This window comes from Desulfobulbus rhabdoformis, assembly GCF_016919065.1.
Lineage (GTDB): Bacteria > Desulfobacterota > Desulfobulbia > Desulfobulbales > Desulfobulbaceae > Desulfobulbus > Desulfobulbus rhabdoformis.
In genome coordinates this window covers 22,009-36,707 of sequence record NZ_JAFFQA010000034.1, presented here as the reverse complement: position 1 = coordinate 36,707, position 14,699 = coordinate 22,009, and the positions used below count along the sequence as shown (strand labels likewise).

The 14,699-nt window shown below is 51.2% G+C and carries 10 protein-coding genes; 6 read left to right on the top strand and 4 right to left on the bottom strand.

Going from position 1 to position 14,699, the window contains the following annotated elements; all coding sequences use genetic code 11:
- The first annotated feature begins 33 nt into the window (after window positions 1–33).
- Together JWJ90_RS16415 and JWJ90_RS16410 are read left to right on the top strand one after the other, a co-directional pair.
- Window positions 34–1,761 (top strand): FAD-dependent oxidoreductase, encoded by a 1,728-nt coding sequence (locus tag JWJ90_RS16415; protein ID WP_205228296.1) that lies wholly within the window; start codon window positions 34–36, stop codon window positions 1,759–1,761.
- Window positions 1,762–1,790: 29 nt separating this feature from the next.
- Window positions 1,791–3,416: a response regulator gene (locus JWJ90_RS16410; RefSeq protein WP_205228295.1), complete on the top strand. Its 1,626-nt coding sequence runs from the start codon at window positions 1,791–1,793 to the stop codon at window positions 3,414–3,416.
- 175 nt (window positions 3,417–3,591) lie between these two features.
- On the opposite strand, the gene JWJ90_RS16405 is transcribed toward JWJ90_RS16410, so the two are convergent.
- Together JWJ90_RS16405 and JWJ90_RS23290 are read right to left on the bottom strand one after the other, a co-directional pair.
- Window positions 3,592–4,380, bottom strand: a complete 789-nt coding sequence (locus JWJ90_RS16405; protein ID WP_205228294.1) for a histidinol-phosphatase — start codon at window positions 4,378–4,380, stop codon at window positions 3,592–3,594.
- A 53-nt stretch (window positions 4,381–4,433) separates the two neighbouring features.
- Window positions 4,434–4,772 carry a hypothetical protein gene (locus JWJ90_RS23290; RefSeq protein WP_240194992.1) on the bottom strand — a complete coding sequence of 113 codons (339 nt, stop codon included), beginning with the start codon at window positions 4,770–4,772 and terminating at the stop codon, window positions 4,434–4,436.
- A gap of 290 nt (window positions 4,773–5,062) precedes the next feature.
- Here JWJ90_RS23290 and JWJ90_RS16395 point away from each other — a divergent pair, with 290 nt between their 5' ends.
- A complete protein-coding gene (locus JWJ90_RS16395) occupies window positions 5,063–6,007 on the top strand; it encodes a YkgJ family cysteine cluster protein (RefSeq protein WP_205228293.1) in 945 nt (314 codons plus the stop codon).
- Between the two features lie 456 nt (window positions 6,008–6,463).
- Here JWJ90_RS16395 and nifJ read toward each other — a convergent pair whose 3' ends face one another.
- Window positions 6,464–10,039, bottom strand: coding sequence for a pyruvate:ferredoxin (flavodoxin) oxidoreductase (nifJ, locus tag JWJ90_RS16390; protein WP_205228292.1), 3,576 nt, complete (start codon window positions 10,037–10,039; stop codon window positions 6,464–6,466).
- A 907-nt stretch (window positions 10,040–10,946) separates the two neighbouring features.
- Window positions 10,947–11,129, bottom strand: a complete 183-nt coding sequence (locus JWJ90_RS16385) for a hypothetical protein (RefSeq protein ID WP_205228291.1) — start codon at window positions 11,127–11,129, stop codon at window positions 10,947–10,949.
- A gap of 511 nt (window positions 11,130–11,640) precedes the next feature.
- On the opposite strand from JWJ90_RS16385, the gene JWJ90_RS16380 reads away from it, so the two are divergent.
- The 3 genes from JWJ90_RS16380 to JWJ90_RS16370 all read left to right on the top strand — a co-directional run bounded on the left by JWJ90_RS16380 (window position 11,641) and on the right by JWJ90_RS16370 (window position 14,699).
- Window positions 11,641–13,422 (top strand): chloride channel protein, encoded by a 1,782-nt coding sequence (locus tag JWJ90_RS16380; RefSeq protein ID WP_205228290.1) that lies wholly within the window; start codon window positions 11,641–11,643, stop codon window positions 13,420–13,422.
- Between the two features lie 391 nt (window positions 13,423–13,813).
- A complete protein-coding gene (locus JWJ90_RS16375; RefSeq protein WP_205228289.1) occupies window positions 13,814–14,182 on the top strand; it encodes a RapZ C-terminal domain-containing protein in 369 nt (122 codons plus the stop codon).
- Between the two features lie 208 nt (window positions 14,183–14,390).
- The gene (locus JWJ90_RS16370) at window positions 14,391–14,699 is read left to right on the top strand and encodes a phasin family protein (RefSeq protein ID WP_205228288.1); all 309 of its coding nucleotides are present in this window, start codon (window positions 14,391–14,393) and stop codon (window positions 14,697–14,699) included.

Below are 14,699 nucleotides of genomic sequence, written 5' to 3'. Positions count from 1 at the left end.
AAATACCCTTTGACCTTTTGAGGAGGAGAAAGCATGAGCAAAAAAGTCGTTATTGTCGGTGCCGTTGCCGCAGGCCCCAAAGCAGCCTGCAGACTGATGCGTCTGCAGCCGGACTGGGATGTAACCATGGTTGATCAGGACAGCCTGATTTCCTATGGCGGCTGCGGAATTCCCTATTATGTGAGTGGTGATGTTTCCGATGAAAGTGAGCTCCGAGCGACCAGTTTTCATGTGGTCCGCGACGAGAATTATTTTGAGGGCTCCAAAGGCATCAAGACCATGACTCGCACCCGCGCTTTGTCCATTGATCGTAAGGCCAAGACCGTGCAGGTGGAGAATCTGGACAGTGGTGAAAAACAGGATCTTCCCTACGATAAGCTGATGCTGGCCACCGGTGCTAAGCCCTTTGACCTGCCCATCCCCGGTGCGGATCTGGATGGTGTTTTTTCTATTGCCAATCTGCACAAGGCCATTGAAATTAAATCACGTATTGCCAAGGGCCAGGTCAGCAAGGCCGTGGTGATTGGCGGGGGGGCCATCGGTATCGAAATGGCAGAGGCCTTGACCGATCTCTGGGGCGTGGAAACCGTGCTTCTGGAGCTTGCTCCCCAGCTGCTCCCTCGCATTGTTGATCGCCATATGGCCGATATGATGAAAAAACACCTCAAGGAAAATAATATTCCGGTGTATACGCAGGAATCCGCGACCGAACTCCTGGGTAACGATGAGGGCAAGGTCTGTGGTGTCAAGACCACACAGCGGACCCTGGAGGCGGATCTGGTTGTTATGGCTGTGGGCGTGCGCCCACGCAGTGAACTGGCCAGAGAGGCCGGGCTTGATGTGACCGCCTTTGGCGGTATCAAGGTCAATCAACGGATGCAGACCTCTGATCCGGAAATTTATGCAGCCGGTGACTGTGTGGCCCTGACCAACCTGATCACTGGCAAGGAAATGCTGGCGCCACTGGGCTCACTTGCCAACCGTGAGGGCAGGGTTGTTGGCGATAATCTGGCAGGCATTCCCACAACTTTTAAAGGTGTGCTTGGTTCCTTTATCATGAAAGGGTTTGAGCGTTGTATCGGGGCGACCGGTCTGAGCTACGAAGCTGCCCTGGCCGAGGGCTTTGATGCAGACTATGCGCTGACATCGCCCCCGGACCGGGCGCATTTTTTTCCGGATCAGTCAGTGGTGATCATGCAACTGGTCTTTGATCGCAAAACCCGCCGGGTTCTGGGGCTGCAAGCCTTTGGTATGATGAATGATTCCATTTCGGTCCGGGTGGATACTGCTGCCGCTCTCATTGCCAAAGGCGGTACCATTGAAGATTTTGGCCTGGTGGAAATGGCCTATGCGCCCCCCTTCTCCTCGGCGATCGACTCGATCAATGCGGCCGCTTACGCGGCCGAGAACATGTGCGACAATCGACTGCGGCGGGTTGATCTTGACCGCTTCTTTGAGTGGATGACGGACATGAGCATTGAGCCTGATTGGGCCGTTCTTGATGTACGCCATCCTCTGGAGTCGCAGCCCTACGTCGAAAAATACGGTGCCGATAAATGGTTTGCCCTTGAGTATGGTCAGGTGCGGGAACGGCACGAGGAAATTCCTACCGGCAAAACCTGGATTATTCTCTGTAATGCAGGTACTCGCTCCTATGAAATACAAGTCTTCCTTGACCATCTCGGAAAATCCGATAGCATGGTCTTATGTGGAGGAACGAATGTAATCAGCCGGTTAGAGGTGGAATGGCCGATTAGTTGAGAATAACCTGATTTCTACAGGGGTACGGAATGGCAGACGTTAATTTTGATCATATGATTGAGGAGATTCAGGCAAACATTCAGACAGGTGACCTGCTCAAAGCCCGTCTCGTCCTGGATCACTTCGGTGATCTTGATAAAAAAAGTCAGAACCGTCTGCTCTACGAGGTTTCCCGCGGTGATATACACTTTACCGTACCCCTGTTAAATCAACTGCTTACTGCCCATCGTGCATTGTCGGAGACGCTGCCTATCGTTCGTGAGACCCTGATCTCGCACCTGATCGCTTATCCCGAGGTCCTGGTCCAGGCGCTCAGAGACAGGTCTATCAGCGATAAAACGGTGATGATCGAAACTGCGGGAGAGCTCAAACTCGAAGAGGCAACCCCAGGCCTGATTGATCTGCTGGCCCACACTGAAGACAATCAGACCATCAAGCTCATTATCGATAACCTGGGCCTGATTGCAGATCCTGAATCGGTCAATACCCTGACTGATTACCTTTATGCTGCTGATCGGGAGCTGATTACCGCTGCTATCCATGCTCTGGGGCAGGTTGGGACGAATACCGCCATGCACCGATTAGCTGAGCGTATGGGGACGGACAACGAGCTTGATCTTATAATTCTCAGTATATTTGCCGAGGTACAGGATCAGGTCTCTTTAGAAAAACTGAATGATACCCTGCGCTCCCATTATGCGCACATGCGTATTTATGCCAAGGATGAGTTGGTCCGCATCGGCGATAAGGCCGTGCCAGTCTTGATCGAAAATCTCAAGGAAAGCGACAGCGATCTCTTGATTCATACTCTCAACGTTTTGGGTGAGATCGGCGATGAGAGTGCAATCATGCCGATACGAACCCTGCTCAACACCGTCCCTAAAAATGCGAACGTCCGTTTCGCCGCGTACGAGTCCCTCGCGCTGCTGCCACTTCGCAAGGGAGCTTACACCCTGGCTGCGGGGCTCACGGATAGTGAGGACCACGTCTGTACGGCTGCTGCCAGGGCTATTGATCGAAATTTTAATGAGATTCTTGCCGCCGGCATTAAAAACATGATTCGCCCGCAAAACGATGAGGCCCGGCATATAGTCAAGATTATTGTTAACGCCCAGGTCGATAACGTCTTTCTCAGCCTGGCCCATGAAGAGTATTTTCAGGAGTTGGCCCTGATCTACCTGCCCCATGCCCACCGGGATATCAAGAGCCACTATGAGGCGCTGCTTAAGCGGGAAGGCCTTGATGACTTCGCTGTCAAGATCGCTGGCGATGAAGGAGAAAGCGGCTCCCGGATCAAGGTCTGTGCTGTTGACGATAGCCGCATGATCCTCAATATTTATAAAGCTACCCTCCATGAGCTGGGGTTTGATCCAATCCTGTTTGAATTTCCAGCCGGGGCCATTGAGTGGTTGGCCAAAGAGAAACCGGCATTGGTTTTGACCGATCTCAACATGCCTGAGATTTCCGGCATCGAACTGACCGAAAAAATTCGTAGCCTCTATTCCAAGGATGCTCTACCGGTCATTATGGTCACCACCCAATCCGATGTTCAGGACCATGAGGCGGCAGCTGATGCCGGAGTGGATGATATTCTTATCAAGCCATTCAACGCCGACTCCCTGCGTGCGGCCATGGCAAAGTTTATCAAGGTTTAAAAAGAGAAGAAACGCATCACTCCTTGAAAGCCTGCAACCCAATGGTTGCGGGCTTTTTTATTGGCCAAACGGAAGACAGGCTGCCTTGAAACGGGGAAGAGGGCTACAATATAGCCGCAGAATCAGGGGGGAATATCGAGTTGGAACAAGGGCGCCAACAGGTGCGTTAGGCGGGTTACGCTGGACGCAACGGTTCCAGATAATCCGGCAGATCTTGAAAATAACGGCCCACATCCTGTGGACGATGCGCATCCGATCCAGCCTGCAGGGGAATGTCTCGTTTGAGTGCCTCGGTAATGATCCAGGGGGCAGGGAAGGCTGAGCCCCGATAATCAAATCCCGAGGTGTTGATCTCAAGGGCGGTCTCCTGTGTTTTCACAGTATCCAGGAGATGACCAATCTGAATTTTATGCTCCGCATTAAAACTGATGCCGGGCAGGTGTCTCAGGGCTGCGTCCAAATGACAAAGCACGTCGCAGTTCACTGTTGCCACGGCCACGGTCAAGGTATCCAAATAGGTCGACAGTACCTGGTCTGGGCCGAGTTCAGCTAGAATATCCAGGCTTTGCCGCCTACGGCTGAGCAAGTTGAGGTGGCGCCCCTCATAGAGATGGAAATGGCAGGAGAGGCCAATGCGCTCAATGGGAAAATGTTGCAGTCTGGCCTGTGTCGCCTCCACGGCCAGCGGGTTAAACCCCATTTCCACACCAAGGCGTATCTCGATCTGATCCTGGTAGTGCTCTTTGAGCCTGGCGCCTTCAGCAAAATACTCGACAAAGGTTTCGTCTTCAAGCCAGCAGGATGGCTGGTAATTGATCTCGGTTTCCAGGTGCTCGAGGAAACACATGGTACGCAGGCCACGTTCAATCGCAGCTCGAACATAGTCCTCCATTTCCCCCTCTGCATGGTTGCAGAGGCGGGTATGGACGTGTCCGTCAAATTGGGTATCAATGAGGGGAGACATGAAACTGAAAAAGAGAAAGTAGAGAGGAGTAAGGGGGGAAGGAAGGCGGGCGATCAGGCGTTGCCACGGGGGAAAAAGTGGACCACGCCGTCTATATCAGAGGTATCGCAGATATCGCCAAGTTCCATTTCGAAGTCGAGGAAATCCGCCATGCCATCCATTTCCACGGAAAAAGTCGGACCATCCGGAAGGTGATAGATCAGGGTGTCGACTTTGCTTAGATCAATAGGATGCGTAAAAATTTTTTTCATAATTGTAATATTGCGTTTAAAGGCTTGTTTCTCTCCTCTTAGCAGGTTTAGGGGAGAATTGACATAAAATATGCTCCAATGCCCCTCTTTTTCTTCTGTCAGGGCTTCTTTTATGTCTCTTGGCAAAAGAGTGGTATCCACTCCTAAAAACACCACTTTGTGGAGGAATGGCGAAAAAGGTACGGGACTGGCCCGGATAGGGTTTGACAGTAAGAGAGTGCATGGTATTATGACCAGTTCCGATGCAGCCCGTCAGGGCCTTAAACTGTCTGAGTCCTGCATCCGTGACTGTGCTGTTGCTGAACAGCGTACCCAGCGTGTTGTACACACAATGTCCACAATGATTTTTTGGGTTCAGCGACACCTACTGCTCTCTACGAGCATATAAACGGATTTAGGTTAGAATCATCTGCACTTCGAGGTATTACCCCATGTCCAATGATGAACATATTGAGAATGAATCCGATTTTTTCAAGGCGACGGATAAAAATCCTTCCAATATTATGCCGGAAAAACTGACGCTCGACTCTGCGCTTCAGTTTGCCTGTCATCCCGGTGTCAGTTGTTTTACCGCCTGTTGTCATAATATTAAGATTGTCCTGACCCCGTATGACATCCTGATTCTGCGCAAACGCTTGGGGCTCGCAGCCCATGAATTTATCACCGAGTACACCGAACCGACCTTCCTGGAAAAGACCGATATGCCAGGTGTACAGTTGAAGCTGCGCGGCGAGAAAAACGGTTGTCCCTTTGTTACCTCCGAGGGCTGTACCGTCTACGAAGATCGCCCAACTGCCTGTCGTTACTATCCGGTAGGGATGGCGGACTTTCATGAGGGCGGCACCAACGATGCAGATGAGGAAAAATTCTTTTTTCTGGTGAAAGAACCCCACTGTAAGGGACATGAAGAACCTAAAAAGTGGACGATCGGTGAGTGGCGAGCCGATCAGGGCGTTGACCTGCGCGATGATATGAACAAGGAGTGGTTGCGTTTGGTTATGCGCCGTAAGTCCTTTGGCCACCAAGCAACCTTGAGCGAGGCTGCAAAGCGTATGTTCTTCATGGCTTCCACCGACCTGGAGACCTTTCGCAAGTTTATTTTTGAATCTTCCTTTCTTGATACCTACGAGGTCGACGACGAGACTCTGGGCAAAATCAAGGACGACGATATCGAGTTGATGCTTTTTGCCAATACATACCTGGCCAATACCCTCTTTGGTGCTCCCGGACTCAAGATCAAAGACGAGAAGATTAAGGCTAAGGTGGCTGAAATCAAAAAGCGGCAGGATGAGGCCATGATCGAAGCGGAAAAAGAGTACCAGGAGCTGAAAGCCGAGCGTGATCGGATGCGCAAGGAGCGAGAGGAAAACAACTAAGCCTCCGTCACAGAGTTGCGTCAATAGACACAAAAAGGGGAGCCTTGATGGGCTCCCCTTTTTTAGTTTGAGGAGCTTTTTGTCCCCTCACCACCAATCTCATCCCGCCATTTTGCATATCCCCAAACCTCTTGGAGGGGGCTTTGCCCTGGCCTCGACATCAGGGCATGGCAAAGCCAAGGAACCATGTTCAGGGCATTCAGCGGGAGGGTAGACACGCTGGTTGTACCACGCCGATTAAAGGGCATCTTGAATAATTGCTTTTTCTGCCAATCTCGCGGAGTCTGGCGCTTACCTGATCTTGATTGAAAAATCTAATTATTCAAGACACCTTAAAGTATAAAATTTATCGGCTTGACACGAGTAGGACGTGACGTGCTGCTGGACGTTCCTCACAAAAAAAAGCCCTGCCGGGAAACCGGCAGGGCTTTGGTCCTTCAAAGGTCTGATGTCGATTTATTCGGCATCAAGGGCTTTTGCCCAACCTTTCAACAGCTTCCAGGCTTTGTCGACGTCTTTCTGCGACTCTGCCATGAGCTCTTCAGCCATTTCAGGATTGGCCATTTTCAGCATGCGGTAGCGGTTCTCGTTCATTGCATAGTCAGCAAAGCTGATGGTCGGCTCTTTGGAGTCGATGATCATCGGGTTTTTGCCTTCTGCCTCGAGATCCGGGTTGTAACGGAACAGTGACCAGTGACCACACTCAACCGCTTTCTTCTGCTGCTCAAGACCCATGGCCATGTTGATACCATGGTTGATGCAGTGTGCGTAAGCGATGATCAGGGAAGGTCCGTCATAAGCCTCGGCTTCCTGAATAGCCTTGATTGCCTGCTGCGGGTTGGCACCGATAGAAATACGGGCTACGTAGACAGTACCGAAGGTGGAGAAGATCAGACCCATGTTTTTCTTGGGTGCATTCTTACCACCGGCTGCGAACTGGGCAACAGCGGCACGCGGGGTAGATTTGGACATCTGACCACCGGTATTGGAGTATACCTCGGTATCCAGAACCAGGATGTTAACGTTTTTGCCGCTGGCAAGAACGTGGTCAACACCACCGTATCCGATGTCATAGGCCCAACCGTCACCACCGATGATCCATACGGATTTTTTCACCAGGTAGTCGACACAATAGTAGAGGCGTGTGGCGATCGGTGCGGTGTTACCCTCAAGAGCAGCTTTGACCTCCGCAACGCGGGCGCGCTGGGCCTCGATCTCTCCCTGATCTTTCTGGGAAGCGGTGAGGATGGAATCAGCCAATTCTTTGCTGATCAGACCGTCGGTAACGGCAGCTTCCATCAGCTCGACAGCCTGGCTGGCGAGTTTGTCAACAGCCTGACGCATACCCAAGCCGTGCTCAGCGTTATCCTCGAACAGAGAGTTGGACCATGCCGGTCCGCGTCCGTCTGCGCGTTTTGCATACGGGGTGGTGGGCAGGTTACCGGAGTAGATGGAGGAACAACCGGTAGCATTGGAGGCCAGCATACGGTCACCGATCATCTGGGTAACCAGTTTGATGTACGGGGTCTCACCACAGCCTGCACAGGCACCGGAGAACTCAAACAGCGGACGTTTGAACTGGCTGCCTTTGATGGTGCCAACGTTGATGAGTGACTCGTCAACCTCAGGCAGGGCCAGGAAGGTTTTCCAGGTCTTGATGGACTCTTCTTTCACTGCCTCGGTGTTCATTTCCATGGAGAGCGCACGCTGCTCGGTCTTGTTGCCATCGGCGTCTTTCTTGCGAGCCGGGCAGACGGTGACACAGAGCGTACAACCACAGCAGTCTTGCGTGGAGATCTGCATGGTAAACTTCATGTCTTTGAAGTCTTTACCCACGGCATCAGCAGTTTTGAAGGAGGCATCAGCACCGGCAGCCGCAAGAGCCTCAGGTGTGGCAACTTTCATGCGGATACAGCCATGCGGGCAAACCAGGGAACAACGACCACACTGGATACAGGTCTCGGCATCCCAGGTGGAGACCTGAACCGCGATGTTCCGTTTCTCCCACTGGGTGGTGGCGGTGGGCCAACGACCGTCTGCGGGGAATTCGGAAACCGGGATATCCTCACCGTGACCTTCCATCATTTTGGCGGTAACGGTTTTAACAAACTCAGGAGCCTCGTCGGAAACGGTGGGCGGCATTTCGTGGCCGTTCACTGCATCCGGTACAGTGACTTCAACGATGTTGTCCACGGCACCGTCAACAGCGCTGTAGTTCATGTTAACGATCTTGTCACCTTTCTTGCCATAGGTTTTCTTAATGGCGTTTTTAATGGCAACGATCGCTTCGTCTTTGGTGATGATGTTGGAGATGACAAAGAAGGCAGTCTGCATGATCATGTTGATACGCGCGCCCAGGCCAAGAGCCAAGCCGAGCTTTACGGCATCGATGATGAAGAATTTCGCTTTCTTCTCGATCAACTGTTTTTGCACCAGGGCAGGCATGTGCTCCCAGATCTCATCCTTGCTGAAGGTGGTGGTCAACAGGAAGGTGCCGCCGGGCTCAAGGTTGGCCAGCATGTCATAGGTGTCCAGGAACGCAGGATTATGACAGGCGATGAAGTTAGCCTTGTTGATGAGGTAGGGGGCAACGATCTGGTTTTTACCGAAACGCAGATGCGATACGGTCATGGAACCGGACTTTTTAGAGTCGTAAACAAAGTAGCCCTGGGCTGAGTTGTCTGTCTCGGTACCAATGATTTTGATGGTGTTCTTGTTTGCACCAACGGTACCGTCAGAACCCAGACCGTAGAACAGGGCGCGGAAGACGTCTTCACCCTCAATGTTGTAGGAGGCGTCGTAGCTCAGGCTGGTGAAGGCCAGGTCGTCGTTGGGACCAACACAGAATTTTTTCTTCGGAGCCAGAGAAGCCATGTTGTCATAGACAGCTTTAACCATGGCAGGAGTGAACTCTGCAGAGCCCAGACCGTAACGGCCATTGAGGATCATGGGGATCATCATGGTGGGGTTGGCCTCAGCAGCCTCAGTGACGGCAGCGCGTACGTCGAGGTACAGCGGATCGCCGTTGGAGCCAGGCTCTTTGGTCCGGTCAAGAACAGTGATGCGCTCAACAGTTGCAGGCAGGGCGTTAACCATGGCAGCGGCATCAAACGGACGGAACAGGCGAACGATAACCAGACCGACTTTTGCATCCTCTGCAATCATATGCTCAACAGTGGAGGCAACGGTCAGCGCGCCGGAACCCATAACGACAACAACATCGGTGGCATCAGGTGCACCAAGGTAGTCAAACAGGTGATACTGACGACCGGTCATTGCGGCGAATTTGTCCATGTTCTTCTGAACAATGGCGGGAACCGCATCGTAGTATTTGTTTACAGTCTCACGACCGGTGAAGTACACGTCAGGGTTCTGTGCGGTACCACCGATGGTTGGGTTATCCGGGGTCAGTGCCCGTTTACGATGCTCAACAACCTTGCTCTCGTCGATCATGGAGCTGATATCGTCCATGGTCAGCTGCTCGATTTTCATAACCTCATGGGAGGTACGGAAACCGTCAAAGAAGTGGATGAAGGGAATGGAGGAATCCAGGGTGGAAGCGGTGGAGATCAGGGCCATGTCCTGTGCTTCCTGAACGTCCTGGGAGGCCAGCAGAGCCCAACCAGTCTGACGAACAGCCATAACGTCACCGTGATCACCAAAGATGGAGAGACCCTGGCAGGCGATGGCGCGAGCGGTTACATGGAAAACGGTGGGCAGGAGCTCACCGGCGATTTTGTACATATTCGGGGTCAACAATAACAGACCCTGGGAAGCGGTGAAGGTGGTACACAGAGCACCGGCGCCGAGAGAACCATGGATGGAACCGGCAACACCGGCCTCGGACTGCATCTGGGAGATGACCGGGATGGAACCCCAAATATTTTCTTGCTTGGCGGTAGCTTTCGCATCCGCTTCAGCAGCCATCGGAGAAGATGGGGTAATGGGATAGATTGTTATGACTTCAGCAGTGGCATACGCTACATGCGTACATGCCTGGTTTCCGTCAATAGTGACCATTTTTCGCGACATAAGATCATTCTCCTTACACGGTGGTTGGTGTTCGCCGACAGCTGGTGTCGGAAACGGTTAAGATGAACGCTATGATAAAGGTTCCTGGGAACCTGTTAAGTGTACTTACCCGCTTTGGTCCTTTGTGGTGTGTGTAGAATAACGATATGGGAGACCTCAAAGGGCTGTGGAAGGAAGCGCAGCTTGAAGGAGTGCGCTTGGTGCGGTGCCTGCGTTGACTATCAGGCAGACCGCGAAAGACGACTGATGTTTCCTTCCTGATTAAAACGAAACCCCGCCCGGTTAAGGAGCGGTCATGCTTCAACTACGGAATAAAACTTCACTAAGCTGTCGACGACAGCGCTGGTAATGAATTGGGATTCAGTCAATGCGACGGCCACAGTAAACCATCTTCGCGCATTATGCAATCTTAAACCGCGGGACAAAAAGGGGGGACATTTTTGAGGAGTTCACAATCTTCAGGCAGGACATACCAATTTGGGGCGATGTGGTGGAAAAGAACGGAATAATGACGTGGTGGGAGGTGTAGGCGTTAACCGCATCAATCCTCTCCGTGCATCAAAGGCAGACAATTTACCTTGATAAGAGACTAAAGGGAATATTGAATAATTGCTTTTTCTTCCAATCTCTGCGTCATACTCAAAATTTTATCCTCGGAATATCAGCTATATGCCTGCGGTAAAATTTTTCACAATCCTTGACCTTGATTGAAAAATCTAATTATTCAAGACACCCTAAAGATTCGCACATTTTTTTGGGAATCCACAAAAAATATGCGATTACCATCAAAAACCAGCGGCAAATATTGCATCTAAAAATATTGCAGCTGAGTTTCAGCGTCAGAAAAAAAGAGGGAGCGAACTGGTTTCAGCTTTTTGTACCCGAATCCATGAGCATTCACCCGACATCACGGATTGAGGTTTGAATCCTCGACCAGTAAATGCTTGATCTTTTCATAGAGAGTTTCGGGAATATAATCGCCAAAAATAAACTGCTCTACCTCTTCTCCAGTGATGGAAGCTTTTATTTCTTCAGGCAATGAGCGAAGAAAGGCAACTTTTTGTGGGTCGGGTGTCTTTTTTGATGTCATGATGAGTACCCGTTGAAGAATGAGAGAGGTTTGTTAAATATTCCCAGAATATAGGGGCTCTGGTCGGCTCTGACAAGTCCTAAACGTGGATCTTTTGCCGGTGGCATCTCTTGCTGAAACCTACGTGGTGCCTGGCATCTCTGGAAAAACTGGTTTTATTCACAACCCGATTTTGTTATGCTTCGCTCTTTTGATCGAATAAGCGCTGCATCAGTCGGCTGGTGCGTATGTACTGCCCTTGTTGAGTTCTGCACACGGATATTTTATCGGCAGCACGGTGTCTGCGTTTTTCCATTCTTGCGTGAACAATCCCGTCATGCAAGTCGCCCTAGAGGGGCCAATTCTTAGTGCTTAGTGCGATTTCGGAGAGGAAGATGTGTTCAGACTCGGCACTCTGGTGCCTGCAAAATCCATTCAATACAAAAGTTCCTGTTCTGCGGGCAAGCTCATTGTCCTATCCTCACGTTGTTCACTTTTTATTGTTTTCCACCGCTACATTTGAGGTGCGGGCATGCTGAGAAAAGCCAAGGTGCTCCTGCCTGGAGACCGCGCTCGCATGATCATGATCGCCGCCTTTATCGGGGTCATGTCAGGTGTTGCTATTATTGTTTTTCGTGAGTCTGTTGAATTTGTCGATGAGATTGCGCTTGGGTGGGGCTATGAACTCTTAGGTATCGACAAGGGGGGCTGGCGGCGCCTGCTGCTCCCCATTTTACCCATGCTTGGGGCCTCTCTGCTTATTCCGTTGTCCCTCTCCTTTCCCGGTGAAGTCAATGGCTACGGGTTTACCAACTTTCTTCGCAAGGTTAATCTTGAAAATGGTGTTATTCGTGCCAGGAGTCTTTTTATCAAGATTGTTGCCACGGCTTTGACCATCGGATCGGGTAACTCTGCCGGCGTCGAGGGCCCCATTGCCCAGATCGGCGGCGCTGTCGGCTCACAGGTAGGGCAGCGCTTTCGCGTATCCGGCAAGCGGATGAAGGTCTATATTGCAGCGGGATGTGCCGGCGGCATAGCCGGTATCTTCAACGCTCCTCTGGCCGGTATGTTCTTTGCCGCAGAGATTGTGCTGCTGGGAACCTATGAGATTTCCTCCTTCTCGGCCCTGGTTATCTCCTCGGCCCTGTCCACAGTGATTTCACGGGCCTATTATGGTGAAATCCCAGCATTCCCCATTCCTGCCTATAGCATTGTCAATCCCTTTGTCGAGTTACCGCTTTACACTCTCATGGCCGTTATTGTCGGGGTGACGGCGGTGATGCATATCCACTTTTTTTACGGCATCCGCGATCTGTTTCGCAAGGTGCCTGTTCACCCCCAGATTAAACCGATTTTTGGTGCTCTGCTGGTCGGCTCCATTGCTATCTTTTTCCCCCAGATTATGGGCAACGGCTATGAGTACATCGAGGTTTCGCTCACCGGTGATGCCATTGTCTGGCAGATGATGGTGCTGGTATTCCTTAAATCACTGGCCACCTCCATTACCTTGGGGTCCGGTGGTGCGGGCGGTGTTTTTGCCCCTGCACTCTTTATTGGTGCAGTGCTCGGTGGTGCTTACGGAGGGATTGTCCATTACCTCTTTCCCGCCTATACCGCATCGGCCGGTGCCTATGCCACAGTGGGAATTGGCGCCTTTCTTGCCGCGACCACTCATGCCCCCCTGACCGCCATCTTTTTGCTCTTTGAGATGACCGGCAATTACATGATCATTATCCCGGTTATGCTGACCGCCATTGTCGGGACCGTAACCTCCTCCTGGCTCTACCACGATTCCATGGATACGGTGGACTTTACCCGCGAGGGAATTGATATCCACGAGGGGCGTGAGGTCGCGATCATGAAGTCCATCCGTGTGGGGAAGGCGATCACCGAGGATGTTGATTTCATTAGCGAGACCGCCAACATCAATCACCTGCTGCAGCTCTTTCGTTTCGCCCGTAACAGTTTTTATTTCCCGGTCATCAATGCCAAGGGGCTTATGGTTGGCGTGGTTTCCATGCAGGATGTGAAAACCATTCTTCATTCCGAAGAGGAGCGTGTCTGTCACCTTGTGGGAGCGATCTGCACCCGTGATGTGATCATGCTCACACCGGATACCAACTGTTACGAGGCAATGAAACTTTTTGACGTCAAAGGGATTGATGAGATTCCCGTGGTGGAGAGCCAGGAAGAACCCTGGGTCCTGGGGATGCTTAAACGTCAGGATGTGGTTGCCGCATACAATCATGAGATGCTCAAACGCGGCATTAATGAGCGCGCCGATTCCATCAGGATGCTCTGTTCGGCCGGGTAGACTGAATCCCGAATCCGTGAAGGCGCGGGGGACTGCTGAATCATATAGTATCCTCTGTAACAGACAGAGATGTATTGAAAAGGATGTTTGCGGTTCGCTCCTCCCTTCGGCACGGATTCATGTGTTGTTTGTGCCCCCCTGTACAAAAACAAGACAACAGGGAATCTTGAATAATTGCTTTTTCTTCCAATCTCCCGGAGTCTGCGCTTACCTCGTTATGCTCAAAATTTTATCCTCGGAGGTAAGCGAAGACTCCGATATCATGTATATACCTGTGGTAAAATTTTGAACATGCCTTGACCTTGATTGAAAAATCTAATTATTCAAGACACCCAACAGTGTTCGACCAATCTGCAGCACCAGAAATGGCCTGAGGGCCTAGGAGATCGTTGTGCAGGTTTCTCTTTTTTCCTTTGGTTTCAAACACGGGTACCCCCAGGCAGATCTTGTCTGGGATGTCCGCTTTCTTCCGAATCCCTATTGGGATGATCAACTCAAAGCTTTTACCGGCAAAGATCCTCGGGTGGCTGCGTATGCCCTGGACAACCCGGCCGGTACAGAATTCTTTTCCCTCATTACCCCTCTGCTTACCTTTCTGGTGAGCCAATACACAACCGGCGGACGCGAGGCCTTGACCCTTGCCATTGGTTGTACCGGAGGCAAGCACCGCTCCGTTGCGACCGCTGAACGACTCAAGGGCGTTTTGCAAGGTCTTGGCTGTGAGGTAGATCTCTTTCACCGCGATATAGAAAAGGAATAGGGTGCAGAGAGTCCGGTTGCGGTCTATAATTTTTTTGTTGATAATAGAGCGGTTGCATTGCAGAGGTTGTATGCCGTGCATACCTTTTTACCCATTACAAAAAAATGTTTAATGAGAAACGCACTGGTTCAGGTAAATATTTAAGACACCCTTGTGTGTTGCAGTCTGTCTCGTGACTCAACTCAATGAAGTACGACTGGAGGAAACCATGAAAGAGATGTTGAAAAATGTCGTCTATGCCGGTATTGGTGCTGCCTTTTTGACTAAGGAAAAGGTAGAGGCCCTGAGCACTGAGCTAATTGAAAAGGGCAAGATGTCCAAGGAAGAGGGCAAGCAGTTTGTCGACGAGTTGGTGCAGAAATCGGAAAATGCCAAGGACCAGCTTGATCTCTGGATCAACAAGCAGGTTGAGGACCGAATCAATCAGCTCAACCTGGTGACCAAAGACGAGGTGGCAGAGCTGCAACGCAAAATAGATGAACTTCAGGTAGCCATGAACAAAGGGGCTGGACAGTAA